The organism is Pseudacidovorax sp. (assembly GCF_017991995.1).
Taxonomy (GTDB): domain Bacteria; phylum Pseudomonadota; class Gammaproteobacteria; order Burkholderiales; family Burkholderiaceae_C; genus Xenophilus.
Genome location: NZ_JAGOPN010000017.1, coordinates 117,647 through 141,438 on the forward strand (window position 1 = coordinate 117,647; position 23,792 = coordinate 141,438).

Sequence of the window (23,792 nt, forward strand, 5' to 3'; positions counted from 1 at the left end):
CCCTAGAGGGGTTAACGTCAAAAATTTGTGTGCGTTTCAGGAAAGAAGGAGATCATATCAAAAATCCCGCAGTTGCCAACCCCTTGTTGGAAGAGTTCGAAGGAACGGTGCAAGGTCACCGTGATGGCCATGGTTTCGTTCAGCGCGACGACGGGGAAGCCGATGTGTATCTGCCACCGAACGAGATGCGGGCGGTGCTCCACAAGGACCGGGTCAAGGCGCGCATCGTGCGCACCGACCGGCGGGGCCGCCCGGAAGGGCGGGTGGTCGAGATCGTGGAACGCCCTGCGCAGCCGATCATCGGGCGGCTGCTGAACGAAGGAGGCGTCTGGCTGGTAGCGCCTGAGGACAAGCGCTACGGCCAGGATGTGCTGATCCCCAAGGGCGCCACCGGCACCGCCAAGACGGGCCAGGTGGTCGTGGTGCAGCTCACCGAGCCGCCTGCCCTGTTCGGTCAGCCTGTGGGTCGCGTGGCCGAGGTGCTGGGCGAGATCGACGACCCCGGCATGGAGATCGAGATCGCGGTGCGCAAGTATGGCGTGCCCCATGTGTTCTCCGAGGCGTGCCTGGCCGAGGCCAAGGCGCTGCCCGACAAGGTGCGGCCCACCGACCGGCGCCACCGTATCGACCTGCGTGATATTCCCCTGTGCACCATCGACGGCGAGGACGCGCGCGACTTCGACGACGCGGTGTACTGCGAGCCCATGAAGATGGGCCGTGGCAAGACCGCGAAGACCGGCTGGCGCCTGCTGGTCGCCATTGCCGATGTCAGCGCCTATGTGAAGACCGGCTCCCCCATCGACATCGACGCCTACGACCGCGCCACCAGCGTGTACTTCCCGCGGCGGGTGATCCCGATGCTGCCGGAGAAGCTGTCGAACGGCCTGTGCTCGCTCAACCCGGACGTCGACCGCCTGTGCATGGTGTGCGACATGGTGATCACGGCCGAAGGCGAGATCGAGGCCTACCAGTTCTACCCGGCCGTGATGCACAGCCACGCCCGATTCACCTACACCGAGGTGGCGGCGATCCTGGCCAATACGCGCGGCCCCGAAGCGGCGCGCCGCAAGGAGCGCGTGCAGGACCTGCTGAACCTGGCGGACGTGTACCGCGCCCTGCTGGCGCAGCGCAGCAAGCGCGGCGCCGTGGACTTCGAGACCACCGAGACGCAGATCGTCTGCGACGAATCGGGACGCATCGAGAAGATCGTGCCGCGCACGCGCAACGAGGCCCACCGGCTGATCGAAGAGGCCATGCTGGCCGCCAACGTCTGCAGTGCCGACTTCATCGCACAGAGCAAGCACCCCGGCCTGTTCCGTGTGCACGAAGGCCCGACACCCGAGAAGAAGGAGATCCTGCGCAACTACCTGCGGGCCATGGGCGTGGGCATGTCGATCACCGACGAGCCGCATCCCTCCGAGTTCCAGGCCATCGCCGAGGCGACCAAGGGGCGGCCGGATTCGCAGCAGATCCACACCATGCTGCTGCGCTCGATGCAGCAGGCGATCTACACGCCGATCAACAGCGGCCACTTCGGTCTGGCCTACGGCGCCTACACTCACTTCACCAGCCCGATCCGGCGCTATCCGGACCTCCTGGTGCACCGCGTGATCAAGGCGATCCTCGATGGCGCGCGCTACCAGTTGCCGGTGCTGCCCACGCCGGGCGAGGCCCATGCCAAGCTGGCCAAACGGCTCGCCTCGCGCGTGAAGGCGCCGACGCAGGCGCCGGCCAAGCTGCCGGCGGCGCAGACGAAGGAAACGCAGGCCTGGCAGGCCGCCGGCCTGCACTGCAGCGCCAACGAGCGCCGTGCCGACGAGGCGAGCCGCGACGTCGAAGCCTGGCTCAAGTGCAAGTACATGCGCGAGCACCTGGGCGAGGAGTTCGGCGGCGTGGTCACCGCGGCCACGACCTTCGGCATCTTCGTCACGCTGGACGCGATGTATGTCGAAGGCCTGGTGCACATCACAGAGCTGGGCGGCGAGTACTTCAAGTTCGACGAGGCGCGGCAGGAACTGCGCGGCGAGCGCACCGGCATCCGCTACTCCATCGGCACCCGCGTGCGGGTGCAGGTGAGCCGCGTCGACCTGGACGGCCGCAAGATCGACTTCCGCCTGGTGCGCGAGGGCGAGGACCTGACGGCCCGCGCCATGCGCGACAAGGGCGTGTCAGCGCAGGGCGTGCCGGTCAAGGCGTCGGAAAAGCGGCAGTCGCGCCAGCGTGCGGCGTCCAATTCGTCGCGCCACGAGGGCAACCTGCCGGCGTCGCCAATCCAGGCGCTGAAATCGGCCGTCAAGAAGGCGGCTGGCAAGATCAAGAAGAAGCGCCGTCCGCCGCGTCCCTGAGCTTTTTCCTTCACCCTGAGACTCCACCCGAAAGGCCATCGGCTTCCTGCATCGTCCCGGCGATGCGGCCGGTGGCCGGGTTCCTTTCCATGACCGACAAGAGTTCCAATCCTGCGGCCCGCGCGCCGCGCATCGCGATCGTCACTGGCGCCGGCTCCGGCATCGGTCGCGCCGCCTCCCTGGCCCTGCTGGCCGACGGCTGGAGCGTCGTGCTCGCAGGCCGCCGTCCCGAGCCGCTGGAGGCCGTGGCCGATGAGTCTGGCGCGGGCGAGCGCGTCTTCGCCGTACCGACCGATGTGACCCAGCCCGAATCGGTGGATGCGCTGTTTGCCGCCACCTTGCAGCGTTACGGCCGGGTCGACCTGCTCTTCAACAATGCCGGCGTGAGCAACCCGCCCGGTCCTTTCGAGGACTGGACGCCCGAGCAATGGAAGGGCGTCGTCGACATCAACCTCAACGGCATGTTCTATTGCCTGCAACGCGCCTTCCGCGCCATGCGCGACCAGTCGCCGCGGGGCGGGCGCATCATCAACAACGGGTCCATATCGGCCCACACGCCGCGGCCCAACTCCATGGCCTACACGGCCACCAAGCATGCAGTGGCCGGCCTGACCAAGACAGCTGCGCTGGATGGCCGCAAGTACGACATCGCGGTGGGCCAGGTCGATGTGGGCAATGCACTCACCGAGATGGCTGCCAAGTTCCAGCGCGGCGTGCCGCAGGCCAATGGAGAGATCGCGATCGAGCCGACGATGGACGTCAACGTCGTGGGCCAGTCGGTGCTCTACATGGCCAATCTGCCGCTCGAGGCCAATGTGCTCTTCCATACGGTGATGGCCACCAAGATGCCGTTCGTCGGTCGCGGCTGACGAGCATGCGCGTCAGGCGGGCAGCGCCAGTCCGAGGCCGGCATGGCGCGCCAGTTGCGACGCGCTGAACGGACGGTCGGCGAGCCAGCTGTCCGCGGCCGCTCCATGCCACCACACGGCCTGGGTCGCGGCGCTTTGCGGATCGAGGCCGGATGCCAGGGCCGCGCCCACCATGCCCGCCAGCACGTCGCCAGTGCCGCCGGTGGCCAGCCGTGCGTTGCCCGTGGGGTTGATGCGGGGGCAGTCATCGGGGCTCGCGATCACCGAGCCGGAGCCCTTGAGCACGACGGTGCAGCCCAAGGCGTGCGCAAGCTGGCTTGCCGCGGTCAGACGATCCGCCTGCACGGCCTGGGTGTCGGTCTTCAGCAGCCTTGCGGCTTCGAGCGGATGCGGCGTGAGCACGGTGGCCCGATGGGCCTGCGCTCGTTTCTGCAGCAGTTCGCGCCAATCCGGGTGGCGCCCGAGGGCGTTGAGGCCATCGGCATCGAGCACCAGCGACTTTGCGTGGGCGAGCACCTCGGGCAGGAGCGCGTCCGCGGCCACGCCGCCCCCGCACCCGCAGACCACCGTCATCCGGTCAAGCGCCAGTGACCGAGGGTTGCGGCGCATGAGCGCATCGTCGGCCGCGGGCGAGGGCGCTTCGTCGTCCAGCAGCCCCACGAACACACGGCCTGCGCCCGCATGCAGCGCAGCGGTGGCCGCGAGCCACGCAGCGCCGGTCATGCCCGGGGCGCCACCGATGACCGCGACGTCGCCGAAGCTGCCCTTGTGGCTGTCGTGCGGGCGCGAGGCACGTGCCGGGCGCCCAGGCAGTCGGGCATCCGGCGGGACACTGGTTCGGTCAGCCCCCAGGTCGTCGAACCACACCACGCCCGCCGCATCGCGGCCCTGCGCCGTGAACAGGCCGGGCTTGAGCGTGAGCAGACTCAGGCAGTGGCGTTGGCCCGGGCCTGCAATGCCCGGATCGGCCGCAGACCGTCCCGTGTCCGCGTCCAGGCCGCTGGGCAGGTCGACCGCCAGCACAGGCGCGCCGCTGGTCTGCATGATGCGAAGGTGATCGCGCATTCGGCCGCCCGGCGCTCGCGAGGCGCCGAGGCCGAGCAGCGCGTCGATGGCCAGGTCGAAGTGCACGGGTGCCTCAGGGACGAGGGGGATGCCGGCCGCGCACAGACGGTCGAAGGCGTCGCGCGCGTCGGAGGGCAGTCGCTGCGCATCCCCGTCGAAGGTGACGGTCACCGGCCGACCGCGCCGCACCAGTTCGAGCGCCGCCGCGAAGCCGTCGCCGCCGTTGTCGCCGGGGCCGCAGGCGATCCAGATGCAGCGCGCGTGCGGGGCCAGGGCCATGGCCAGGCGTGCCGTCGCCGCGCCGGCACGCCGCATGAGCGTGTGCGCAGGAAGGTGGGCGGCAGCGGCTCGTTCGATGTGCCGCGATGCGGCGACGCCGTGCAGCGGATGGGGCAGGGTGAGGTCCAGGCGGTGCATGGCGCGAGCATGCCTGAACCCGCGCGGGTCAGCGCCGCAGCAGGCGCTCCATGCCCAGGCCGTCGATGTCCACCTCGGGCTCGCGGTGAGCCACCAGATCGGCCAGCACGCGTGCGCTGCCGCATGACAGCGCCCAGCCGCTGGAGCCATGGCCCAGGTTCAGCCATACGCCGGGAACGCCGCTCGGGCCGATGATCGGCGGTCCGTCGGGCAGCATGGGGCGCGCGCCCTTCCACTGCTGCATGCCTGCGCTCAGATTGACGCCCCCCGGAAACCAGTCCTGCAGCACTTTGAAAAGCGTCGGCAGCGCCGCTGGATGGATGCGGCCGGGCTCGCCGCCGAGTTCGGCGCCACCCGCCACGCGCACCCGCTGGCCTTGCCGCGAGATGGCCACCTTGAAGCGCTCGTCCATCACGGCGCTGCGCGGTGCATTCAAGGGCTCGCGTATCGGTGCGCTGATCGAGTGCCCGTACACCGGTGCAAGCGGGATCTGCAGTCCGAGGGGCGCCAGAAGCGGGGCGGCGCCCAGGCCGGCGCAGACGACAATGGCATCGAATGCCACCGACTCGGAGCCGGAGGCCAGGCTGAGCGAACGCGGATGCGCAGCCGACAGCGGCGCGATGTCGCAGCCGAAATGGAACTCGGCGCCCAGGGCCTCGGCTTCGCGCTTGAGTAGCAGCGCGAACTGCCGGCAGTTGCCGACCTCGTCCTGGGGCAGGTGGATGGCACCGGCCAGGGCCGTGCCTTCGGTCAGGCCGGGCTCGATCCGGCGGGCGGCATCGGCGTCGACCACTTCGAAGGCGGCGCCGGCTTCGCGCAGGACGTCCAGGCCGGGCTGGATTAGCTTCTGTTCGCGCGCGCCGCGCAGCAGGACGAGGTAGCCATCGCTGCGCTCATAGGCCAGCTCGCGGCTTTCCACGATTCCGTGCAGGCGCTGCCGGCTGTAGAAGGCCAGGCGCTGCATGCGGCCGCGGTTGGCCAGGTAGGTCTCGAGCCGGCAGGCCTTCTGCCAGGCGCGCATGAAAGCGAGGTCGCGGCGGTGCAGCGGCCAGCGCAGCTTGATGGCGCCATGGGCCGACAGCAGCGAGCGCAGCACCTTCATGCGCATGCCCGGCGCGGCCCACGGTGTGACGTAGCCGGGGGCGACGACTCCGGCGTTGGCGAAGCTCGATTCCTCGGCGGCCGCCTGGCGGCGTTCGAAGACGGCGACGTCGTGGCCGTCGCAGGCCAGTTCCCAGGCAGTGGTGACGCCGATGATCCCGGCGCCCACGATGGCGATTTTCATTGGAGAGCAGAGGAGGGCAGGGCACGCCGCGCGCGGTCAGCCGATGCGCGGAGCATAGTTCAGGCAACGTTTGTTGCCGGCTGTTGGCGGACGCGGGCCTGACCGGATCTGCGGAGAAGCGAGTCAGCTGCCGTCATGCCTCGATCGGCAAGGCCTGGCCGGGCGGCCACGTGGCGGGGCGCTGCCGTCGAGGAGGGGAGGGCACGTGATACACTCCCACGGTTTCGTCGGTCCCGGCTGTCTTTCTGCATGCCGGGCAGGGCCCAACGCAGCGGTACGGCTGTCTGGTCCGCCGGCGGAATTCATCCGCGAACCAGCCCATTCAAGGTGTTCGCCACCCGGCCCTGCTGCCGGATGCGATATGCGGGCTGGATTCAAGACCCAACCTTTGGAGAACTGCAATGTCCACCACCATGCGTGAGATGCTGGAAGCCGGCGTCCACTTCGGCCACCAGACCCGTTTCTGGAACCCCAAGATGGCGCCGTTCATCTTCGGCCACCGGAACAAGATCCACATCATCAACCTGGAAAAGTCGTTGCCGATGTTCCAGGACGCGCAGAAGTACGCCAAGCAGCTGGCTGCCAATCGCGGCACCATCCTGTTTGTCGGCACCAAGCGCCAAGCCCGTGAAATCGTCTCCGACGAAGCCCGCCGCGCCGGCATGCCTTTCGTCGAGACGCGTTGGCTCGGCGGCATGCTGACCAACTTCAAGACGGTCAAGACCTCCATCAAGCGCCTCAAGGACATGAAGGCCCAGCAGGAAGCCGGCCTCGAAGGCATGTCCAAGAAGGAACAGCTGACTTTCACCCGCGAGATCGAGAAGCTCGAGAAGGACATCGGCGGCATCCAGGACATGAACGCCCTGCCCGACGCCATCTTCGTGATCGACGTGGGCTTCCACAAGATCGCCGTGTCCGAAGCCCGCAAGCTGGGCATCCCGCTGATCGGCGTGGTCGACTCCAACCACTCGCCCGAAGGCATCGACTACGTGATCCCCGGCAACGACGACTCCTCCAAGGCCGTCGCCCTCTACGCACGTGGCATGGCCGACGCTGTCATCGAAGGCCGCAACAATGCCGTCAATGACGTGGTCAAGGCCGTCGCCGAAGGCGAAGGCGACGAATACGTCGAAGTCGAAGACAACGCTTCCGCCTCGGCCTGATTTCCAAGGCGGTCCGGAGAAGGGGCTTCGTGGCCCCTTTTTCGTTCCTCTGGCTACTGAAAACGATCTACGGAGTTAAGACATGGCAGCAATTACTGCAAGCATGGTCGCCGAGCTGCGCGCCAAGACCGATGCCCCCATGATGGAGTGCAAAAAGGCCCTGACCGAGGCCGAAGGCAACATGGAAAAGGCCGAAGAACTGCTGCGCGTCAAGCTGGGCAGCAAGGCCGGCAAGGCCGCCGCCCGCATCACCGCGGAAGGTGTGGTCGCCGTCAGCATCGAAGGTACCGTCGGCGCACTGATCGAAGTCAACAGCGAAACCGACTTCGTGAGCAAGAACGACAGCTTCATCGCCATGGCCCAGGCCGCGGCGCAACTGGTCGCCAAGCACAACCCGGCCGACGTGGCCGCCCTGGGCGCCCTGGAATACAGCCAGGACGGCTTCGGCCCCACGCTGGAAGACGTGCGCAAGGGCCTGATCGGCAAGATCGGCGAGAACATGTCGATCCGCCGCTTCAAGCGCTTCGACAACGGCGCCAAGCTGGCTTCCTACCTGCACGGCACCCGCATCGGCGTGGTTGTCGAGTACGAAGGTGACGACACGGCCGCCAAGGATGTGGCCATGCACGTGGCCGCCATGAAGCCGGTCGCCCTGTCGGCCAACGACGTGCCCGCCGAGCTGATCGAGAAGGAACGCGCCGTGGCCGCCGGCAAGGCTGAGGAAGACCGCAAGGCCGCTGAAGCTGCCGGCAAGAAGCCCCAGCCCGACGACATCGTGGCCAAGCGCATCGAAGGCGGCGTGCAGAAGTACCTCAAGGAGGTCTCGCTGTTCAACCAGGCCTTCGTCAAGAACGACAAGCAGACTGTCGAGCAGATGCTCAAGGAGAAGGCCACGACCGTGAAGGGCTTCACCCTGTACGTCGTCGGCGAAGGCATCGAGAAGAAGGTCGACGACTTTGCGGCCGAAGTCGCCGCACAGGTGGCTGCCGCCAAGGCCGGCGCCTGATTGCCCGCGCAAGCGGTGGCGGGCCCTGTAACGGGGCGTGCCACCGCTTTTTTCTTGCGCCTCACCACGTACACTCCCTCCCGCTTCAACATTCTGTTCCCATTGCCTATGCAAGACGCCTCTCCCGCCCATAAGCGTATTCTTCTCAAGCTGTCGGGTGAGGCGCTGATGGGCGACGACGCCTTCGGCATCAATCGGGCGACCATCGTGCGCATGGTCGAGGAAGTGGCTGAAGTGGTGCGTCTGGGCGTCGAGGTGGCGGTGGTCATCGGCGGCGGCAACATCTTCCGCGGCGTCGCGGGCGGTGCCGTGGGCATGGACCGTGCGACGGCCGACTACATGGGCATGCTGGCCACGGTCATGAACTCGCTGGCCCTGGCCGACGCCATGAACAAGCAGGGCCTGACCGCGCGCGTCATGTCGGCCATCGCCATCGACCAGGTGGTGGAGCCGTACGTGCGGCCCAAGGCGCTGCAGTACCTCGAAGAGGGCAAGGTGGTCGTGTTCGCCGCCGGCACCGGCAACCCCTTCTTCACCACGGACACCGCCGCTGCATTGCGCGGCGCTGAAGTGGGCGCCGAGCTGGTGCTCAAGGCCACCAAGGTCGACGGCGTGTACAGCGCCGATCCCAAGAAGGATCCGTCGGCCCAGCGCTATTCATCGCTGTCCTTCGACGAGGCCATTTCCCAGAACCTCGGCATCATGGACGCGACCGCCTTCGCGCTGTGCCGCGATCAGAAACTGCCCATCAAGGTGTTCTCCATCTTCAAGGCCGGTGCCCTCAAGCGCGTGGTGCTGGGTGAGGACGAAGGCACCTTGGTGCATGTCTGACAACGAGAACAAATCATGACCATTGCCGATATCCGCAGCGGGACCGAAGCCAAGATGAAGCAGACGCTGACCGCGCTGCAGGGCCATCTCGCCAAGATCCGCACGGGCCGCGCCAATCCGGCCTTGCTGGACAGCATCCATGTCGAGTACTACGGCTCGCAGGTGCCGCTGTCGCAGGTGGCCAATGTGGCCCTACTTGACGCACGCACCATCAGCGTCCAGCCCTGGGAAAAGAACATGGGCGCCAAGATCGAGAAGGCCATCCGCGAAAGCGATCTGGGCCTCAATCCCGCCAGCATGGGTGAGCTGATCCGCGTGCCGATGCCGCCGATGAGCGAGGAGCGCCGCAAGGAGATGACCAAGTTGGCGCGCCACGAGGGCGAGAACGCCAAGGTGGCCACGCGCAACCTTCGCCGCGACGCCAATGAGTCGGTCAAGAAGCTGGTCAAGGACAAGGCGGCGTCGGAAGACGACCAGAAGCGCGCCGAGGCCGAGATCCAGAAGATGACCGACCGCTACATCGCGGAGATCGACAAGCTGGTGGCGGCCAAGGAAGCCGACATCCTGGCCGTCTGAGGCCCGCCCTGTCGCGTCGCCCATTCCCCGTGTCTTTTCCGGAACGCCGGAGCCAGGAGCCGACCCGTCCATGACTGCCCAACGTGTGCCGCGCCATGTCGCCATCGTGATGGACGGCAACGGCCGCTGGGCGACGCGCCGGTTCCTTCCTCGGGTGGCCGGCCACCGTCAAGGCGTCGAATCGCTGCGTCGCTGCGTCCGTGCCTGCTCCGACCGCGGCATCGAGGTGCTGACTGTCTTTGCGTTCTCTTCGGAGAACTGGAACCGGCCCAAGGACGAAGTCTCCGGCCTGATGGACCTGCTGCTGCTGGTGTTGCAGCGCGAGGTGCCACGGTTGGCGGCGGACGGGGTGCAACTGCATTTCGTGGGTGATCGCACCGCCTTGTCGGCCCGGCTCGTGTCGGGCCTGTCCAAGGCCGAGGCGGACACTGCGCAGAACACGCGTCTGGTGCTGAACATCTGCTTCAACTATGGCGGCCGTTGGGACATCGCCCAGGCGGCGGCCCAGTTGGCCCGGCATGGTCATCCCATCACCGAGGAAAGCCTCGGCCGGGCCATGGCGCTGGCGCACAGCCCTGATCCGGACCTTGTGATCCGCACCGGTGGCGAACAGCGCTTCTCCAACTTTCTGCTCTGGCAGAGCGCCTACTCCGAGCTGTACTTCACAGACTGCCTGTGGCCGGAGTTCGACGAGGCCGCGCTCGATCTCGCGATCGAGGCCTTCCGTGGCCGCGAGCGTCGCTTCGGCAAAACCTCCGAGCAGCTGGTGGCGGGTCACCAACCGCAGCCGCTGCAAAGCCAGGTGGCCTGAGCGACGGTCTCCATGCTGAAGCAGCGCATCATCACCGCCCTCGTCCTGCTGGCCGTTCTGCTGCCGGCGCTGTTCTACCCATCGCCCGAGCCTTTCGCCTGCGTCATGTTGGTGCTGGTGGCCGCAGCAGGTTGGGAATGGGGCCGTCTCAACGGTTACCACCAGGGCATCGCCTTGCTGCTGGGTGGCGAGATGGTGCTGCTGTGCGCGTTGTCGTGGTGGCTGGGGCTGCTGTCGAAGCCGTTGCCTCTGCTGTGGACGGTGGCCGGTGCAGCGTGGGTGCTGGGTGGCGCCGCACTGCTGAAGCTGGCGGTGCCGGGCTGGCCGCATGTTCCAAAGGCCGTCCGTGTCGTTGGCGGGCTGCTGGCGCTGTGGGCGGCCTGGCTCGCGGCGGTGCAGGCGCGCACCATCGGCATCAATTTCCTGCTGTCGATTCTCGTGCTGGTCTGGGTGGCCGACGTGTTCGCGTACTTCGCGGGCCGCGCCTTCGGCCTTCGCTTCACCCATCGCAAGCTGGCGCCAGCCATCAGCCCTGGCAAGAGCTGGGAAGGGGTGTGGGGCGGCGTGGTCGGCGTGATCGTGCTGGCAGTTTGCTGGGTCTGGGCGGACCGGGTGGCCGCTGCCGTGGTCCCCAGCCTGTACACGCACCTGGCTGCACGCGGCTGGTGGCTGCTGCTGTTGGGCGTTGTGTTCCTTGCCGCGATGAGCGTGGTGGGCGACCTGGTCGAGTCGCTCATCAAGCGCAGCGCCGGCGCCAAGGACAGCAGCGGACTGTTGCCGGGCCACGGTGGCGTGCTCGACCGCATCGACGCGCTGCTCCCGACACTGCCACTGGCGATGATGCTGTCGTCACTGGCCTGATCTTCTTCAAGGGATTCCGGTGAGACAACGCGTGACCATCCTCGGGGCGACGGGCTCCGTGGGCACCAGCACCCTGGACGTGATCGCCCGCCATCCGGACCGTTACGAGGTCTTCGCCCTGACGGCCGCCACCCGCGTCGACGAACTGGCCGCACAGTGCCTGCGCTTCCGGCCCCGCTTCGCCGTCATGGCTGACGAGCTGGCGGCGCGCGATCTGGCCTCGCGCCTGGAGGCCGCCCAGTTGTCCACCCGCGTCCTGAGCGGCCCGCAGGCGCTGGACGAGGTGGCGGCGCATCCCGACGTCGATGCCGTGATGGCAGCCATCGTGGGCGCGGCCGGCCTGGCGTCGTGCCTTGCCGCCGCGGCGGCCGGCAAGCGGTTGCTGCTGGCCAACAAGGAGGCGCTGGTGGTGGGTGGCGCGCTGTTCATGGAGACGGTCCGCCGCGGTGGTGCGACCCTGCTGCCGATCGACAGCGAACATTCGGCCATCTTCCAGTGCCTGCCCGAAGACCCGGCCAGTTGGCCTCAGCGGGTCGAGCGGCTGATCCTCACCGCGTCGGGCGGCCCCTTCCGTGGGCGCGACCCGTCAACTCTCTCAGACGTGACGCCGGACCAGGCCTGCGCGCATCCCAACTGGGTGATGGGTCGCAAGATCTCGGTGGATTCCGCCACCATGATGAACAAGGCGCTGGAGGTGATCGAGGCCCGGCATCTGTTCGGGCTGCCCCCGTCGCGCATCGAGGTGACGCTCCATCCGCAGAGCGTCATCCACTCCATGGTGGAGTTCATCGACGGCTCCGTGCTCGCGCAACTGGGGACGCCCGACATGCGCGTGCCGATCGCCTGCGGTCTGGCCTGGCCCGAACGGGTGGAGAGCGGTTCGCAGCGGCTCGACTTCCGTCAGCTGGCTTCGCTGACCTTCGAGGAGGCCGACGAGCGGCGCTTCCCCGGGCTTAAGCTTGCCTGGCAGGTACTCGAGGCCGCGCCGGGCACGCCGGCGGTGCTCAACGCGGCGAACGAGGTGGCGGTGGCGGCCTTCCTGGACGGGCGGCTGCGCTTCGACAGGATCCACGCCGTCAACGTCGAAACTTTGGACCGTGTGCGGCCCTCGAAGGCGCAGTCCCTGGCCGATCTGCTGGATCTGGATGCGCAGGCCCGGCGTGCCGCCGAGCTTGCCGTCGGCCGGATGGCATCCTGACTGCAACCCCCTGCCTGCCATGCTCACCCTCGTTGCCTTCGTCGTCGCGCTGGGGCTGCTGATCGCCGTCCATGAATACGGCCATTACCGCGTGGCCGTGGCCTGCAATGTGCGGGTCATCCGTTTCTCCATCGGTTTCGGTCCCGCCTTGTTGCGGTGGAAGCCTCGCCGGCAGCGTCCCGGCCAGGACACGGAGTTCGTCGTGGGCGCGTTGCCGCTGGGCGGTTACGTGCGCATGCTCGACGAGCGCGAGGCACCGGTGGCGCCCGAAGAGCGCCATCGCGCTTTCAATACGCAACCCTTGAAGTCCCGGGCCGCCATCGTGGCTGCCGGCCCTGTGGCCAACCTGCTGCTGGCCGTTCTTCTCTACGCGGTGGTGGGATGGATCGGCGTCCAGGAGCCTGCAGCCGTGATCGGCAAGCCCGCCGAATCTTCCTTGGCTGCCGAGGCTGGGCTTCAGGGCGGCGAACGCGTGTTGGGGGTGGGGGATGATGGCGCCGACTCGCTCAGTCCCGTCTCCTCTTTCGAGGATCTTCGATGGCAGGCGACGCGAGCCGCCCTGGACGGCCGCGACCTCCGGCTCGAGATCGAAGGCGCCGCAGGCCGAGGAACGCGCGAGGTGGTGCTGCCGTTGAGCAGCATGGGTGCGCGAGATGCCGATCCGCAGATGTTCGCCAGGATCGGCCTGGCCGCGCCGTTCACCCGCCCGGTCATCGGCGAGGTCATGGCCGACGGGGCTGCGAGCCGGTCCGGCCTGAAGGCGGGCGACCAGGTCCTGTCGGTCGGCAGCACGACGGTGATCGACGGCCAGCACCTGCGCGAACTCATCCGCCGCTCGGTGGACGGGCGAGAAGGCCGCGCGCAACCCTGGCATATCGAGCGGGATGGGCGGATGCTGACGCTGGAGGTGCGGCCCGACGTCCGCGACGAGTCGGGCACCGCCATCGGACGAATCGGCGCCTATGTCGGGGCCGCGCCTGAGATGGTGACGGTGCGGCAGGGTCCGCTGGATGGCCTCGTCAAGGGCGTGCAGCGCACCTGGGAGGTGTCGACGCTGACGCTCAAGATGATGGGCAAGATGGTGATCGGGGAAGCGTCGATCAAGAACATCAGCGGGCCCCTCACCATCGCCGATTACGCGGGCAAGTCCGCCAGCCTGGGGCTGACCCAATACCTCGTCTTCCTGGCCCTCATTAGTGTGAGTCTGGGCGTACTGAACCTGCTGCCGCTGCCGGTCCTCGATGGGGGGCACCTGATGTATTATCTTTGGGAGGGCCTGACTGGCAGGGGCGTGTCCGACGCCTGGATGGAACGTCTTCAGCGCGGGGGTGTCGCGCTGCTGCTGGTGATGATGTCGATTGCACTCTTCAACGACGTGAATCGTCTCTTTGGTTAACCTTCAGCCGGCCCCTGGCGGCGCCGGCCTTCTTCTTCACACATGAACCAACAGATCAGTCGCTTTCGCCTGCGCAGCGTGGCAGCGGTGCTCACCAGTGCGTTGGCCGCGACGGCCGCCTGGGCCATTGAGCCGTTCACCGTCCGGGACATCCGCATCGAGGGCCTGCAGCGTGTCGAGCCCGGCACGGTGTTCGCTTCCATTCCCCTGCGCGTCGGCGAGACCTACACCGATGATCGCGGCTCCGCGGCCATCCGTGCGCTGTTCGACCTGGGCCTGTTCAAGGACGTACGCATCGACGTGAATGGCAATGTGGTGGTGGTGATCGTCGAGGAACGTCCCACCATTGCCGATGTCGACTTCGTGGGCGCCAAGGAGTTCGACAAGGAAGCGCTGAAGAAGGCGCTGCGCGAGGTCGGCCTGACCGACGGCCGTCCTTTCGACAAGGCGCTGGCGGATCGTGCAGAGCAGGAGCTCAAGCGCCAGTACATCTCCCGCAGCCTCTACAACGCCGAGGTGGTGACCACGGTGACGCCGATCGAACGCAACCGGGTCAACCTCACGTTCACGGTCACCGAAGGGGCGCCCGCCCGCATCCGCGACATCCGGATCGTGGGTGCCAATGCCTTCAGCGAGTCCACGCTGCTCGGGCTGTTCGACCAGGACACCGGCGGCTGGTTGTCGTGGTACACCAAGTCGAACCAGTACTCGCGCACCAAGCTCAACGCCGACCTCGAGACGCTCAAGCAGTACTACATTACGCGTGGCTACATGGAGTTCCGCGTCGACTCCACGCAGGTGGCGATCTCGCCCAACCGGCAGGATCTGTCGATCACCGTCAACATCCACGAAGGTCCGAAGTACGTCGTATCGGGTGTCCGCCTCGATGGCAACTACCTCGGGCGTGACGACGAGTTCAAATCGCTGATCACCATCAAGCCCGGCGAGGCGTACAACGGTGAGCAGGTGACGGAGACCACCAAAGCCTTCAACGACTACTTCGCCAGCTTCGGCTATGCCTTCGCCCGTGTGCAGGCCAAGCCCGAGATCGACCGCGAGAACAACCGCGTCGCGCTGGTGCTTCAGGCCGATCCGTCGCGCCGCGTCTATGTGCGCCGGATCAACGTGTCCGGCAACAACAAGACGCGCGACGAAGTGATCCGCCGCGAGTTCCGCCAATTCGAGGCTTCGTGGTACGACGGCGATCGCATCAAGCTGTCGCGCGAGCGGGTGGACCGTCTGGGCTATTTCACCGAAGTCAACGTCGATACGCAGGAAGTGCCGGGTTCGCCAGACCAGGTCGACCTGACCTACAACGTGGTCGAGAAGCCGACGGGTTCGCTGCAACTGGGCGCAGGTTTCTCGAGTTCGGACAAGATCTCGCTGAACTTCGGTATCACGCAGGAGAACGTCTTCGGATCGGGCAACTACCTCGGTCTGAACGTCAACACCAGCAAGTACTACCGCACCATCTCGCTGACCACCACGGACCCGTACTTCACGCAGGACGGCATCTCCCGGACGATCAGCGTTTTCCATCAGACCACGCGGCCCTACTACAGCACCGACGGCGACTACTCGCTCGTGGCTGAGGGCGGCTCGATCCGTTTCGGCGTGCCGTTCAGCGAAGTGGACACAGTCTTCTTCGGTGCGGGCATCGAGCGCTACAAGTTCAAGCCGGGCGATGTGCCCGACTATTCGCTGCTCGCGCTCGTCAACCCGGCGCTGGCGACCTACTACCGCGACCTGTACGGCAAGTCGATCCCGCAGGCGTACCTGAACTACTTCCAGTGCGGCTTCCAGTATGGCGCGGGCGGCTACGCCACGTCGCTGGACTGCAACCGCGACTCGGTCTGGGGCGTGCCGCTGACGGTCGGCTGGGCCCGTGACGATCGAGACAGCGCTCTGGTTCCGACCAAGGGTCGCGTGCAGCGCGCCAACCTCGAGTTCGGCGTGGGCGGCGATTTCAGCTACGGCAAGACGAGTTACCAGTTCCAGCAGTACATCCCGCTGTCCAAGCAGTACACGTTGGCCCTCAACGCCGAACTGGGATACGCCAAGGCATTCGGCGGCAAGGACTTCCCGATCTTCAAGAACTTCTATGCCGGTGGCCTTGGCTCCATCCGTGGCTTCGAGCAGAACTCGCTCGGTCCGCGCGACACGGTCACGACCGCGGCACTGGGTGGCACGAAGAAGGCCGTGTTCAACATCGAACTGAGCACGCCGTTCCCGGGCGCGGGCAATGACCGCACGCTGCGTCTCTATACCTTCCTCGACGCCGGTAACGTGTTTGCCGACCGCCGCGACGGCCAGACCGATGAGCAGTGGAAGGCGCAGCAGCGCATCCGTGCCTCCTTCGGCCTGGGGATCAGCTGGATCTCGCCGCTCGGCCCCTTGCGCATCGCCTATGCAGTGCCGATCCGGCAACAGAAGGAAGTGCCGGACCCCAACAATCCTCTCGTGCCGCTGGTGCCGGCGGACCGCACGCAGCGCGTCCAGTTCCAGATCGGTACGGCATTCTGAGTCAGTCAATGAAGAAGATGTACTCGTGGTCTGCTGCCGCACTGCTGGCAGGCTTGATGATGACGGGCGTGGCGCACGCCCAGGAAGCGTTCCGTTTTGGCGTGGTCAATCCTGATCGCGTGATGCGCGAGGCGCCTGCGGCCAAGGCCGCCCAGACTCGCCTGGAACAGGAGTTCCTCAAGCGCGAGAAGGATCTCAAGGACCAGGAAGCGGCACTCAAGGCGGCTTCGGACAAGCTGGAGCGCGATGCGCCGACCTTGTCCGAGACGCAGCGGACCCAGCGCCAGCGCCAACTGGTCGATCAGGACCGCGATTTCCAGCGCAAGCGCCGTGAGTTCCAGGAGGACCTCAACCTGCGTCGCAGCGAAGAACTGCAGAAGGTGTACGAAAGCGCGCAACGTGCGATCAAGCAGGTCGCCGAGGCCGAGAAGTACGACGTGATCCTTCAGGATGCGGTCTACGTCAATCCCAAGCACGACATCACCGACAAGGTGATCAAGGCCCTGAACGCCGCGGCCGCTCCGAACGGCAGCGGCAGCAAGTGACGCCGGCGCCGTGAGCCTGCTTCTGGGCGAGATCGTCGCTGTGCTCGGCGGCGAGTTGCTCGGCGATGCAGCGATGGTGGTGGAGCGGCTGGAGCCGCTAAGCGCGGCCGGCCCGGCCGCCATCAGCTTCCTGAGCCACCCTCGTTATCGCAAGGAACTGTTGGCCTCCCGGGCGGGCTGCGTCATCGTGGCCCCGTCCATGCGGGACGAGGCGATGGCGCGCGGAGCCTGCCTGGTCGTCGCGGATCCCTATCTCTACTTTGCCCGGCTGACACAGCTGTGGAAGGCACGGCACTCGCCCGCGCAGCCACCGGGCATCCATCCCTCGGCAGTGGTCGATGCGGGTGCGCATGTCGATGCGACGGCGGTCATCGGTCCGCTGTGCGTGGTCGAACGCGGTGCCCGCATCGGGGCTGGCACCGTCCTCAAGTCGCGCGTCACCGTCAGCGAGGACTGCGTCATCGGTGATCGCTGCCTGCTCCACCCTGGGGTCGTCATCGGCGCCGATGGCTTCGGACTGGCGCCTCATGAAGGTGCCTGGGTCAAGATCGAGCAGCTGGGGGCGGTACGTATCGGCAACGACGTGGAGATCGGTGCCAACACCTGCATCGACCGGGGCGCGCTGGAGGACACGGTGCTCGAGGACGGCGTCAAGCTGGACAACCTCATCCAGATCGGCCACAACGTGCGCGTCGGTCGCAACACGGCCATGGCCGGTTGCGTGGGCGTGGCAGGGAGCGCCGAGATCGGCGCGCAGTGCACCATCGGCGGCGGCGCGGTGGTGCTCGGTCACCTCAAGCTGGCGGATGGCGTTCATGTCTCCGCCGCCACCGTGGTCACCCGTTCGATCCTCAAGCCGGGGCAGTACACTGGTGTGTTTCCCATCGATGACAACGCGGCCTGGGAGCGCAATGCCGCCACGCTGCGTCATCTGCACCAGTTGCGCGAGCGCCTGCGCGCGCTCGAGAAGCAAGCCGCCTCTGGCCTGACACCATGACGAACACGCTCGACATCCACCAGATCCTCAAGCTCCTGCCCCATCGCTACCCCTTCCTGCTGGTCGACCGGGTGCTGGACATGGAGAAGGGCAAGCGCATCACGGCGCTGAAGAACGTGACGATGAACGAGCCGTTCTTCAACGGCCACTTTCCGCATCGCCCGGTCATGCCCGGCGTGCTGATGCTGGAGGCCATGGCGCAGGCCGCGGCACTGCTGTCCTTCCGCTCGCTGGACATCGTGCCGGACGACAACACCGTCTATTACTTTGCCGCCATCGACGGCGCACGCTTCAAGCGTCCGGTGGAGCCGGGCGACCAGCTGACGCTCGAGGTCGAGATCGACCGCATGAAGGCGGGCATCTCCAAGTTCCGGGGCCGTGCCAAGGTGGGCGAAGAACTCGCGTGCGAGGCCGAGCTGATGTGTGCCATGCGTCGCATCGAGGCCTGAGGCATGCCCCAGATCCATCCGACCGCCATCGTCGACCCGGGCGCCGAGCTGGATGCGTCGGTCAACGTCGGCCCTTACGCCGTGATCGGGCCGAAGGTCCGCATCGGGGCGGGCACTTCCGTCGGCCCGCACTGTGTGATCGAAGGGCGCACGACCATCGGACGTGACAACCGGATCTTCCAATTCGCGTCGCTCGGGGCGATCCCCCAGGACAAGAAATACGCCGGCGAGGATACGGCGCTCGAGATTGGCGACCGCAACACGATCCGGGAGTTCTGCACCTTCAACCTGGGCGTGCCAGGCGCCGGTGGTATCACGCGCGTGGGCCACGACAACTGGATCATGGCCTACAGCCACATCGCGCACGACTGTCGGGTCGGCGACCACACCACACTGTCCAACAACACCACCCTGGCAGGTCATGTGGAACTGGGCGACTGGGTGACGGTGGGCGGCCTGGTGGGCATCCACCAGTTCGTGAAGGTGGGGGCGCATGCGATGGTCGGTTTCGCGACCGCCGTTTCCCAGGACGTCCCGCCCTTCATGCTGGTCGATGGCAATCCCATGGCCGTTCGCGGCTTCAACATCGTGGGCCTGAAGCGCCGGGATTTTTCGGCAGCGCGTCTTGCGGCCATCAAGCAGATGCATCGCCTGTTGTATCGCCAGGGCCGCACGCTCGACGACGCCCGCGCCGCCATCGACGCACTCGCCGTCGACATGCCCGATGCGGCAGTCGACGTTCAGCTGATGAGCGCCTTTCTCGCGGACAGCACGCGCGGCATTGCACGCTGACATGGCGGGGACTTCCGTGTCTTCGCGCCAGTTCGCGATGGTCGCGGGCGAGGCGTCCGGCGATCTCCTGGCCAGCCTGCTCATCGACGGTCTCAAGCCCCGTTGGCCCGACGCCTCGCTGGTGGGCATCGGTGGGCCGCAGATGCTTGCCCGCGGATTCCAGAGCTGGTGGCCCCAGGAAAAGCTCGCCGTGCGCGGCTACATCGAGGTGCTGCGCCACTATGCCGAGATCGCCGGCATCCGCAGGCACTTGCGGGCCCGCTTGCTGCGCGAATGGCCACAGCTGTTCATCGGTGTCGACGCCCCCGATTTCAACCTCGATCTCGAGGCCGCCCTGCGCGGGCGCGGCATCCGCACCGTTCACTTCGTCTGCCCCTCCATCTGGGCATGGCGGGCAGACCGCATCGAGAAGATCCGCGCCGCCGCTGACCATGTGCTGTGCATCTTCCCCTTCGAGCCTGCGCTGCTGGCGGAGCAGGGCGTCTCGGCCAGCTACGTGGGCCATCCGCTGGCGAATGTGATCCCGATGGAGGTGGATCAGCGTGCGGCCCGCCGCGCCCTGGATCTGGACGAAGACCGGCCCGTGGTCGCCCTCCTGCCCGGCAGCCGGCGTTCGGAACTGCGATATCTGGCGACACGTTTCTTCGCCGCCGCTGCGCGCATGCGGCGCAGCCGGCCGGAGCTCCAGTTCGTGGCGCCCATCATCCCCAGTCTGCGCGGGGAGGCCGAGACCTTGCTGGCAGCCAGCGAGATGGCCGGTGCGATCAGGCTCGTCGACGGCCGCTCGCACCAGGTGCTGGCCAGCTGCGACGTAACGCTGATCGCCAGCGGTACGGCCACGCTGGAGGCGGCGCTCTTAAAGCGGCCCATGGTGATCGCCTACAACATGAACCGCGTCTCCTGGCACCTCATGCACCGGCAGCAGCTGCAGCCCTGGGTGGGACTGCCGAACATCCTGTGCAGCGATTTCGTGGTGCCGGAATTGCTGCAGGAAGCTGCCACGCCGCAGGCACTCGCGGATGCCACGCTGGCGTGGCTTGACGCGCCGGAACGCGTTGCCGCACTGCGCCAGCGGTTTACGCAACTCCATGGTGAGTTGCTGCGTGACACCCCCACACTCTGTGCCGATGCGATCGAGAAAGTCCTCCAAGCCTGAACAGGTGCCCCTCGCGTGGGATGCCCCGGGCCTGCTGGCCGGCGTGGACGAGGCCGGGCGCGGCCCCCTGGCCGGACCGGTGGTGGCGGCGGCGGTGATCCTGGACGACCTGCACCCCATCAAGGGCCTGGCCGATTCCAAGGTGCTCACGCCGCTGCGGCGCGAGAAACTGCACGACGAGATCCTGGCCAAGGCACTGTGCTGCTCGATCGCCACCGCCACGGTGGAAGAGATCGACACCCACAACATCCTGCAGGCGACGATGCTGGCCATGCGCCGCGCCGTGCAGGGCCTGCGCCTTCGACCCTCCAAGGTGATGGTCGACGGCAACCGCCTGCCGCCCCTGGATGTGCTGGCCGAAGCCATCGTCAAGGGCGACGCACGGGTGAAGGCCATTTCCGCCGCCTCGATCCTCGCCAAGGTCCATCGGGACCGGCTGTGCCTGGCGCTGCACGATGAGTTTCCGCAGTATGGCTTTGCCGCCCACAAGGGCTATGGCACCCCCGAGCACCTGGCGGCGTTGCGCCAGCACGGTGCCTGCGTCCATCACCGGCGTTCGTTCTCGCCTGTAGCGCAGGCGCTGCAGGTGGCCGGCGTGCCGCCCGTGGTGGTGCAGGTGGAGAGCGCAGTGCGGGTGCAGATGGCCGCGTCACCGGAGCGGCTGCTGCCATGAGTGCGGGTTCGACGGGCCCGGACGGTTCCCGCTCGCCGGCCATGGCGCACCGTGCGGCCGAGCCCGTGCGCATCAGCTCGCGCGACAACCCGCTTCTGAAGGATTTGCGTCGCCTGGCCCGCGATGGCGCCGTCTACCGCCGCCTGGGACGGCTCTGGCTGGAGGGGGACCACCTTTGCAGCGCGGCGCTGAATCGGGGCCTTCGGCCGGCGGCTGCGGTCTTTGCGGAATCCTTCTGGGCCCACGCGCCGAAGCAGCTCGCCGAGGCGGCGCCCAAGATCTTCCTGCTGCCGGACGCGCTGCTGGCGGAGGCCAGTGGACTGGAGTCACCCGCGCCGGTCGGCTTCCTGATGGATCTGCCTGAGCAGCATTCCGTCCAGGCGGGACTGGCGTCGGTCGTGCTCGACCGCCTTCAGGATCCCGGCAACGTCGGCTCCATCCTGCGCAGTGCATCTGCCTTTGGGTTCGGGCAGATCCTGGCACTCAAGGGAACGGTGGCGCTATGGTCGCCGAAGGTGATGCGCGCGGGCATGGGGGCGCACTTCGCCTTGCGGCTCGTTGAAGGCCTGGAGCCCGAGGCCGTGGGCGATCTTGGCCTGCCGCTGCTGGCCACGAGCTCCCATCGAGGACTCTGGCTGCACCAGGCCCCGTTGCCCTGGCCCTGCGCTTGGATGATGGGGCACGAAGGGCAGGGGTTGGGCGCAGGGCTCGATGCGCGGGCTGATCTGCACATCCGCATTGCGCAGCCGGGCGGCGAGGAGTCGCTCAACGTCGCAGCCGCAGCCGCCGTCTGCCTTCATGCCAGTGCCGCCTTGAAGCTGTCCGCGCAGCCCTGACGAGGGAACCGCCTGGGGCGTGCAACGCGCTCCCGGGAGTGCGATTTTTCACACTTGTGCGTAACTTGCTGGGCAAGTGGCGCCCGTTGGGGCAGAATTGTGAACTTTCGTGTCAAAAACATTGACCGAGTTGGCGGGGACGTCAGCCAGGATCGTGTTTGCGCTCGTTCATGCAACATCACGGTGGCAACGGTGCGGCGCCCCAGGTGCTGAATCAACTGGTCAATGCGGTGGTAGCGGCCGTGCTGCTGATGGCGGCGGTGTTTGCTGCACTCGTGTTCACCTGGTCGGTCCAGCGCGTGCGTGCGGTGCACGAGATCGAAGACCAGCTGCAGGTGTATCGCCTCGCCCTGAGCGCGGTCGAACAGGTGTCCGCCGAGCGCGGGCCGATGAATGCAGCCCTCGGACGCCCCGGCCAGTTCGCGCCGACGCTGGATGCGGCGCGCCGCAAGACAGACATTTCCCTCGAAGCCCTCCGACGTGCCGCGTCGGCCTGCAGTTCCTGCCAGCTGGGCCCCTACGAATTCGCGGCCATCGAGAGCGAGTTGCAGCAGGCCCGCACGCAGGTGCAGGCCTTGCTGACGCAGACGCTCGCGCAGCGTGACCCGGGGCAGATGGCCCTGACCATCGAGCGCATGATCGGCGTCGTCGATCTCGAGTTCCGACTGATCGACCAACTCGGCCAGAACCTCCAGCGGCTCGCGCCGGAGATTGCCGCCCCGGTGACCCGGGCCCGGCTGGCCGCCCGCCTGAGGGAGAACGCAGGGCGCCTGGGCTCCCGGTTGACCGTGGCCCTGGCCACCCAGCGCGAGCTGTCCGTCCCCGAGCGGCAGGGGGTCGCCGAGCTGCTGGGACGGATCCGCCAGCTCAGCGAACTGCTGCAGGCATCGATACCTGCCGCGCAGGGCCAGGGTGAAGAAGCCCGGGCCTTTGGTCGCGTGGCCGACATCTACTTCGGCCAGGGCATGCCCTATTTCGACGCGACGCTCGAGCGCATGGCCCAGCATCGCGGTCCGACGCCTGCCGAGTTCGCGGAGGCCTATGTCCCCACCATGGCGCCGATCGTGGCGCTGCGGGACCTGGAGACCCGGCTGGCGCAGAACCATCTCTCCGGTCTGCACGATCGCGCCTGGTGGGTGCTGGTGGGCGTGGTGGTCGCCACGCTGTCGCTGACGATGCTGCTGGCCGTGGGTCTCGTGATGCTCAATCGTCGGCTGCTCTCACCCCTGCTCGACACCGTGCACCGGCTGATCGGCCTGACCCAGGAAGACACCACGTTCACGCCGCTGGCGCCGGCGCAGCGGCGCGGCGGGTATGCGCGTGAGCTGCGGACCATCTTTGCTGCTCTGCGCCACCTGGAGGAACTGCTTCAGCGCTCGATCCATGTGCGGCGGGAGCGCGATGCACTGATCGCCCGCCTGCATGTCCTTGCAGGGACGGATCATCTGACCGGCCTGCCCAACCGTCGCACCTTCGAGCAGCGGCTTCTGCAGGCCAGCGCGGAAAGCGGCGGCCAGATGCTGGCGCTGATCATGTTCGACATCGACCACTTCAAGCAGATCAATGACCAGCATGGGCATGAGGTTGGCGACCAGTTGCTGCGACAACTGGCGGACCGGCTGCGGTCGACCCTGCACCGGCCCGACCAGACCGCACGTATCGGGGGCGAGGAGTTCGTGGTGTTCCAGGCCGTGGCCCGCCCGGCCGAGGCGATGGCGTTGGCGGAACACCTGCGCAGCGCCCTGGGGCGGCCGTTCTCGATTCCGGACCACGGCACCATGGCCGTGACTGCGAGCTTCGGCGTGGCGCTCACGCGCCAGAACGCGAGGCTGCACACCCATGAACTGCTGCGCCGCGCCGACCAGGCCCTCTACCGGGCGAAGCGGGCCGGGCGCAACCGCTGCGAGATGGCGGACTTCGATGTCTCGGCATACACCAGCCGGCTGGAAGGTGAGGCGGCGAGGCTACAATAGGCGGCTTTTCGCAAACCGCGTCGCC

At 67.2% G+C, this 23,792-nt stretch carries 20 protein-coding genes and 1 pseudogene; 19 read left to right on the plus strand and 2 right to left on the minus strand.

What is annotated here, in order from left to right; translation table 11 throughout:
- Positions 1 to 2: 2 nt before the first annotated feature.
- Together rnr and KBC94_RS21465 are read left to right on the plus strand one after the other, a co-directional pair.
- Positions 3 to 2,345: pseudogene (gene rnr, locus KBC94_RS21460) on the plus strand (ribonuclease R); the annotation flags it as partial.
- An 89-nt stretch (positions 2,346 to 2,434) separates the two neighbouring features.
- Positions 2,435 to 3,214: an SDR family oxidoreductase gene (locus KBC94_RS21465; RefSeq protein ID WP_294374856.1), complete on the plus strand. Its 780-nt coding sequence runs from the start codon at positions 2,435 to 2,437 to the stop codon at positions 3,212 to 3,214.
- Between the two features lie 12 nt (positions 3,215 to 3,226).
- On the opposite strand, the gene KBC94_RS21470 is transcribed toward KBC94_RS21465, so the two are convergent.
- Entirely contained in the window at positions 3,227 to 4,696 is a 1,470-nt protein-coding gene (locus KBC94_RS21470; RefSeq protein ID WP_294374859.1) for an NAD(P)H-hydrate dehydratase, read from the minus strand.
- 28 nt (positions 4,697 to 4,724) lie between these two features.
- Complete coding sequence (locus KBC94_RS21475; RefSeq protein ID WP_294374862.1) at positions 4,725 to 5,981, minus strand: D-amino acid dehydrogenase; 1,257 nt, start codon at positions 5,979 to 5,981, stop codon at positions 4,725 to 4,727.
- A 401-nt stretch (positions 5,982 to 6,382) separates the two neighbouring features.
- On the opposite strand from KBC94_RS21475, the gene rpsB reads away from it, so the two are divergent.
- The 17 genes from rpsB to KBC94_RS21560 all read left to right on the plus strand — a co-directional run bounded on the left by rpsB (position 6,383) and on the right by KBC94_RS21560 (position 23,767).
- Positions 6,383 to 7,144 carry a 30S ribosomal protein S2 gene (gene rpsB, locus KBC94_RS21480; protein ID WP_234194139.1) on the plus strand — a complete coding sequence of 254 codons (762 nt, stop codon included), beginning with the start codon at positions 6,383 to 6,385 and terminating at the stop codon, positions 7,142 to 7,144.
- Between the two features lie 82 nt (positions 7,145 to 7,226).
- A complete protein-coding gene (tsf, locus tag KBC94_RS21485; RefSeq protein WP_294374870.1) occupies positions 7,227 to 8,150 on the plus strand; it encodes a translation elongation factor Ts in 924 nt (307 codons plus the stop codon).
- A gap of 108 nt (positions 8,151 to 8,258) precedes the next feature.
- Positions 8,259 to 8,981 (plus strand): UMP kinase, encoded by a 723-nt coding sequence (pyrH, locus tag KBC94_RS21490; protein ID WP_043112667.1) that lies wholly within the window; start codon positions 8,259 to 8,261, stop codon positions 8,979 to 8,981.
- A gap of 15 nt (positions 8,982 to 8,996) precedes the next feature.
- Positions 8,997 to 9,557: a ribosome recycling factor gene (gene frr / locus KBC94_RS21495; protein ID WP_294374872.1), complete on the plus strand. Its 561-nt coding sequence runs from the start codon at positions 8,997 to 8,999 to the stop codon at positions 9,555 to 9,557.
- A gap of 70 nt (positions 9,558 to 9,627) precedes the next feature.
- Positions 9,628 to 10,368, plus strand: a complete 741-nt coding sequence (gene uppS / locus KBC94_RS21500) for a polyprenyl diphosphate synthase (protein WP_043112674.1) — start codon at positions 9,628 to 9,630, stop codon at positions 10,366 to 10,368.
- Positions 10,369 to 10,380: 12 nt separating this feature from the next.
- Complete coding sequence (locus tag KBC94_RS21505; RefSeq protein ID WP_294374878.1) at positions 10,381 to 11,229, plus strand: phosphatidate cytidylyltransferase; 849 nt, start codon at positions 10,381 to 10,383, stop codon at positions 11,227 to 11,229.
- A gap of 19 nt (positions 11,230 to 11,248) precedes the next feature.
- Positions 11,249 to 12,427: a 1-deoxy-D-xylulose-5-phosphate reductoisomerase gene (gene ispC / locus KBC94_RS21510; RefSeq protein ID WP_294374880.1), complete on the plus strand. Its 1,179-nt coding sequence runs from the start codon at positions 11,249 to 11,251 to the stop codon at positions 12,425 to 12,427.
- Between the two features lie 19 nt (positions 12,428 to 12,446).
- A complete protein-coding gene (gene rseP / locus KBC94_RS21515; protein ID WP_294374882.1) occupies positions 12,447 to 13,823 on the plus strand; it encodes an RIP metalloprotease RseP in 1,377 nt (458 codons plus the stop codon).
- Between the two features lie 42 nt (positions 13,824 to 13,865).
- On the plus strand, positions 13,866 to 16,346 hold the full coding sequence (bamA, locus tag KBC94_RS21520; RefSeq protein WP_294374883.1) for an outer membrane protein assembly factor BamA: 2,481 nt from the start codon (positions 13,866 to 13,868) through the stop codon (positions 16,344 to 16,346).
- A gap of 8 nt (positions 16,347 to 16,354) precedes the next feature.
- Positions 16,355 to 16,891 carry an OmpH family outer membrane protein gene (locus KBC94_RS21525; RefSeq protein ID WP_294374885.1) on the plus strand — a complete coding sequence of 179 codons (537 nt, stop codon included), beginning with the start codon at positions 16,355 to 16,357 and terminating at the stop codon, positions 16,889 to 16,891.
- A gap of 10 nt (positions 16,892 to 16,901) precedes the next feature.
- Entirely contained in the window at positions 16,902 to 17,888 is a 987-nt protein-coding gene (lpxD, locus tag KBC94_RS21530) for a UDP-3-O-(3-hydroxymyristoyl)glucosamine N-acyltransferase (protein ID WP_294374887.1), read from the plus strand.
- Positions 17,885 to 18,337 (plus strand): 3-hydroxyacyl-ACP dehydratase FabZ, encoded by a 453-nt coding sequence (gene fabZ / locus KBC94_RS21535; protein ID WP_017761652.1) that lies wholly within the window; start codon positions 17,885 to 17,887, stop codon positions 18,335 to 18,337. Before lpxD ends, fabZ begins: the two co-directional genes overlap by 4 nt.
- A 3-nt stretch (positions 18,338 to 18,340) precedes the next feature.
- On the plus strand, positions 18,341 to 19,129 hold the full coding sequence (gene lpxA, locus KBC94_RS21540) for an acyl-ACP--UDP-N-acetylglucosamine O-acyltransferase (protein WP_294374890.1): 789 nt from the start codon (positions 18,341 to 18,343) through the stop codon (positions 19,127 to 19,129).
- Between the two features lies 1 nt (position 19,130).
- Positions 19,131 to 20,285: a lipid-A-disaccharide synthase gene (gene lpxB, locus KBC94_RS21545; RefSeq protein WP_294374957.1), complete on the plus strand. Its 1,155-nt coding sequence runs from the start codon at positions 19,131 to 19,133 to the stop codon at positions 20,283 to 20,285.
- A complete protein-coding gene (rnhB, locus tag KBC94_RS21550) occupies positions 20,257 to 20,958 on the plus strand; it encodes a ribonuclease HII (protein WP_294374892.1) in 702 nt (233 codons plus the stop codon). Before lpxB ends, rnhB begins: the two co-directional genes overlap by 29 nt.
- 41 nt (positions 20,959 to 20,999) lie before the next feature.
- Positions 21,000 to 21,794: an RNA methyltransferase gene (locus KBC94_RS21555; RefSeq protein WP_294374959.1), complete on the plus strand. Its 795-nt coding sequence runs from the start codon at positions 21,000 to 21,002 to the stop codon at positions 21,792 to 21,794.
- 251 nt (positions 21,795 to 22,045) lie between these two features.
- Complete coding sequence (locus KBC94_RS21560; RefSeq protein ID WP_294374962.1) at positions 22,046 to 23,767, plus strand: diguanylate cyclase; 1,722 nt, start codon at positions 22,046 to 22,048, stop codon at positions 23,765 to 23,767.
- The last annotated feature ends 25 nt before the right edge of the window (positions 23,768 to 23,792 follow it).

What these genes read in the sequence shown, in the direction of transcription:
- rseP (WP_294374882.1), top strand. Translation starts at nt 12,447, where the DNA reads ATGCTCACCCTCGTTGCCTTCGTCGTCGCGCTGGGGCTGCTGATCGCC.
- KBC94_RS21470 (WP_294374859.1), bottom strand. Translation starts at nt 4,696, where the DNA reads ATGCACCGCCTGGACCTCACCCTGCCCCATCCGCTGCACGGCGTCGCC.
- KBC94_RS21555 (WP_294374959.1), top strand. Translation starts at nt 21,000, where the DNA reads ATGGCGCACCGTGCGGCCGAGCCCGTGCGCATCAGCTCGCGCGACAAC.
- tsf (WP_294374870.1), top strand. Translation starts at nt 7,227, where the DNA reads ATGGCAGCAATTACTGCAAGCATGGTCGCCGAGCTGCGCGCCAAGACC.
- rpsB (WP_234194139.1), top strand. Translation starts at nt 6,383, where the DNA reads ATGTCCACCACCATGCGTGAGATGCTGGAAGCCGGCGTCCACTTCGGC.
- pyrH (WP_043112667.1), top strand. Translation starts at nt 8,259, where the DNA reads ATGCAAGACGCCTCTCCCGCCCATAAGCGTATTCTTCTCAAGCTGTCG.
- KBC94_RS21525 (WP_294374885.1), top strand. Translation starts at nt 16,355, where the DNA reads ATGAAGAAGATGTACTCGTGGTCTGCTGCCGCACTGCTGGCAGGCTTG.
- KBC94_RS21465 (WP_294374856.1), top strand. Translation starts at nt 2,435, where the DNA reads ATGACCGACAAGAGTTCCAATCCTGCGGCCCGCGCGCCGCGCATCGCG.
- lpxA (WP_294374890.1), top strand. Translation starts at nt 18,341, where the DNA reads ATGCCCCAGATCCATCCGACCGCCATCGTCGACCCGGGCGCCGAGCTG.
- fabZ (WP_017761652.1), top strand. Translation starts at nt 17,885, where the DNA reads ATGACGAACACGCTCGACATCCACCAGATCCTCAAGCTCCTGCCCCAT.
- KBC94_RS21560 (WP_294374962.1), top strand. Translation starts at nt 22,046, where the DNA reads ATGGCGGCGGTGTTTGCTGCACTCGTGTTCACCTGGTCGGTCCAGCGC.
- rnhB (WP_294374892.1), top strand. Translation starts at nt 20,257, where the DNA reads ATGCGATCGAGAAAGTCCTCCAAGCCTGAACAGGTGCCCCTCGCGTGG.
- bamA (WP_294374883.1), top strand. Translation starts at nt 13,866, where the DNA reads ATGAACCAACAGATCAGTCGCTTTCGCCTGCGCAGCGTGGCAGCGGTG.
- KBC94_RS21505 (WP_294374878.1), top strand. Translation starts at nt 10,381, where the DNA reads ATGCTGAAGCAGCGCATCATCACCGCCCTCGTCCTGCTGGCCGTTCTG.
- frr (WP_294374872.1), top strand. Translation starts at nt 8,997, where the DNA reads ATGACCATTGCCGATATCCGCAGCGGGACCGAAGCCAAGATGAAGCAG.
- lpxB (WP_294374957.1), top strand. Translation starts at nt 19,131, where the DNA reads ATGGCGGGGACTTCCGTGTCTTCGCGCCAGTTCGCGATGGTCGCGGGC.
- uppS (WP_043112674.1), top strand. Translation starts at nt 9,628, where the DNA reads ATGACTGCCCAACGTGTGCCGCGCCATGTCGCCATCGTGATGGACGGC.
- KBC94_RS21475 (WP_294374862.1), bottom strand. Translation starts at nt 5,981, where the DNA reads ATGAAAATCGCCATCGTGGGCGCCGGGATCATCGGCGTCACCACTGCC.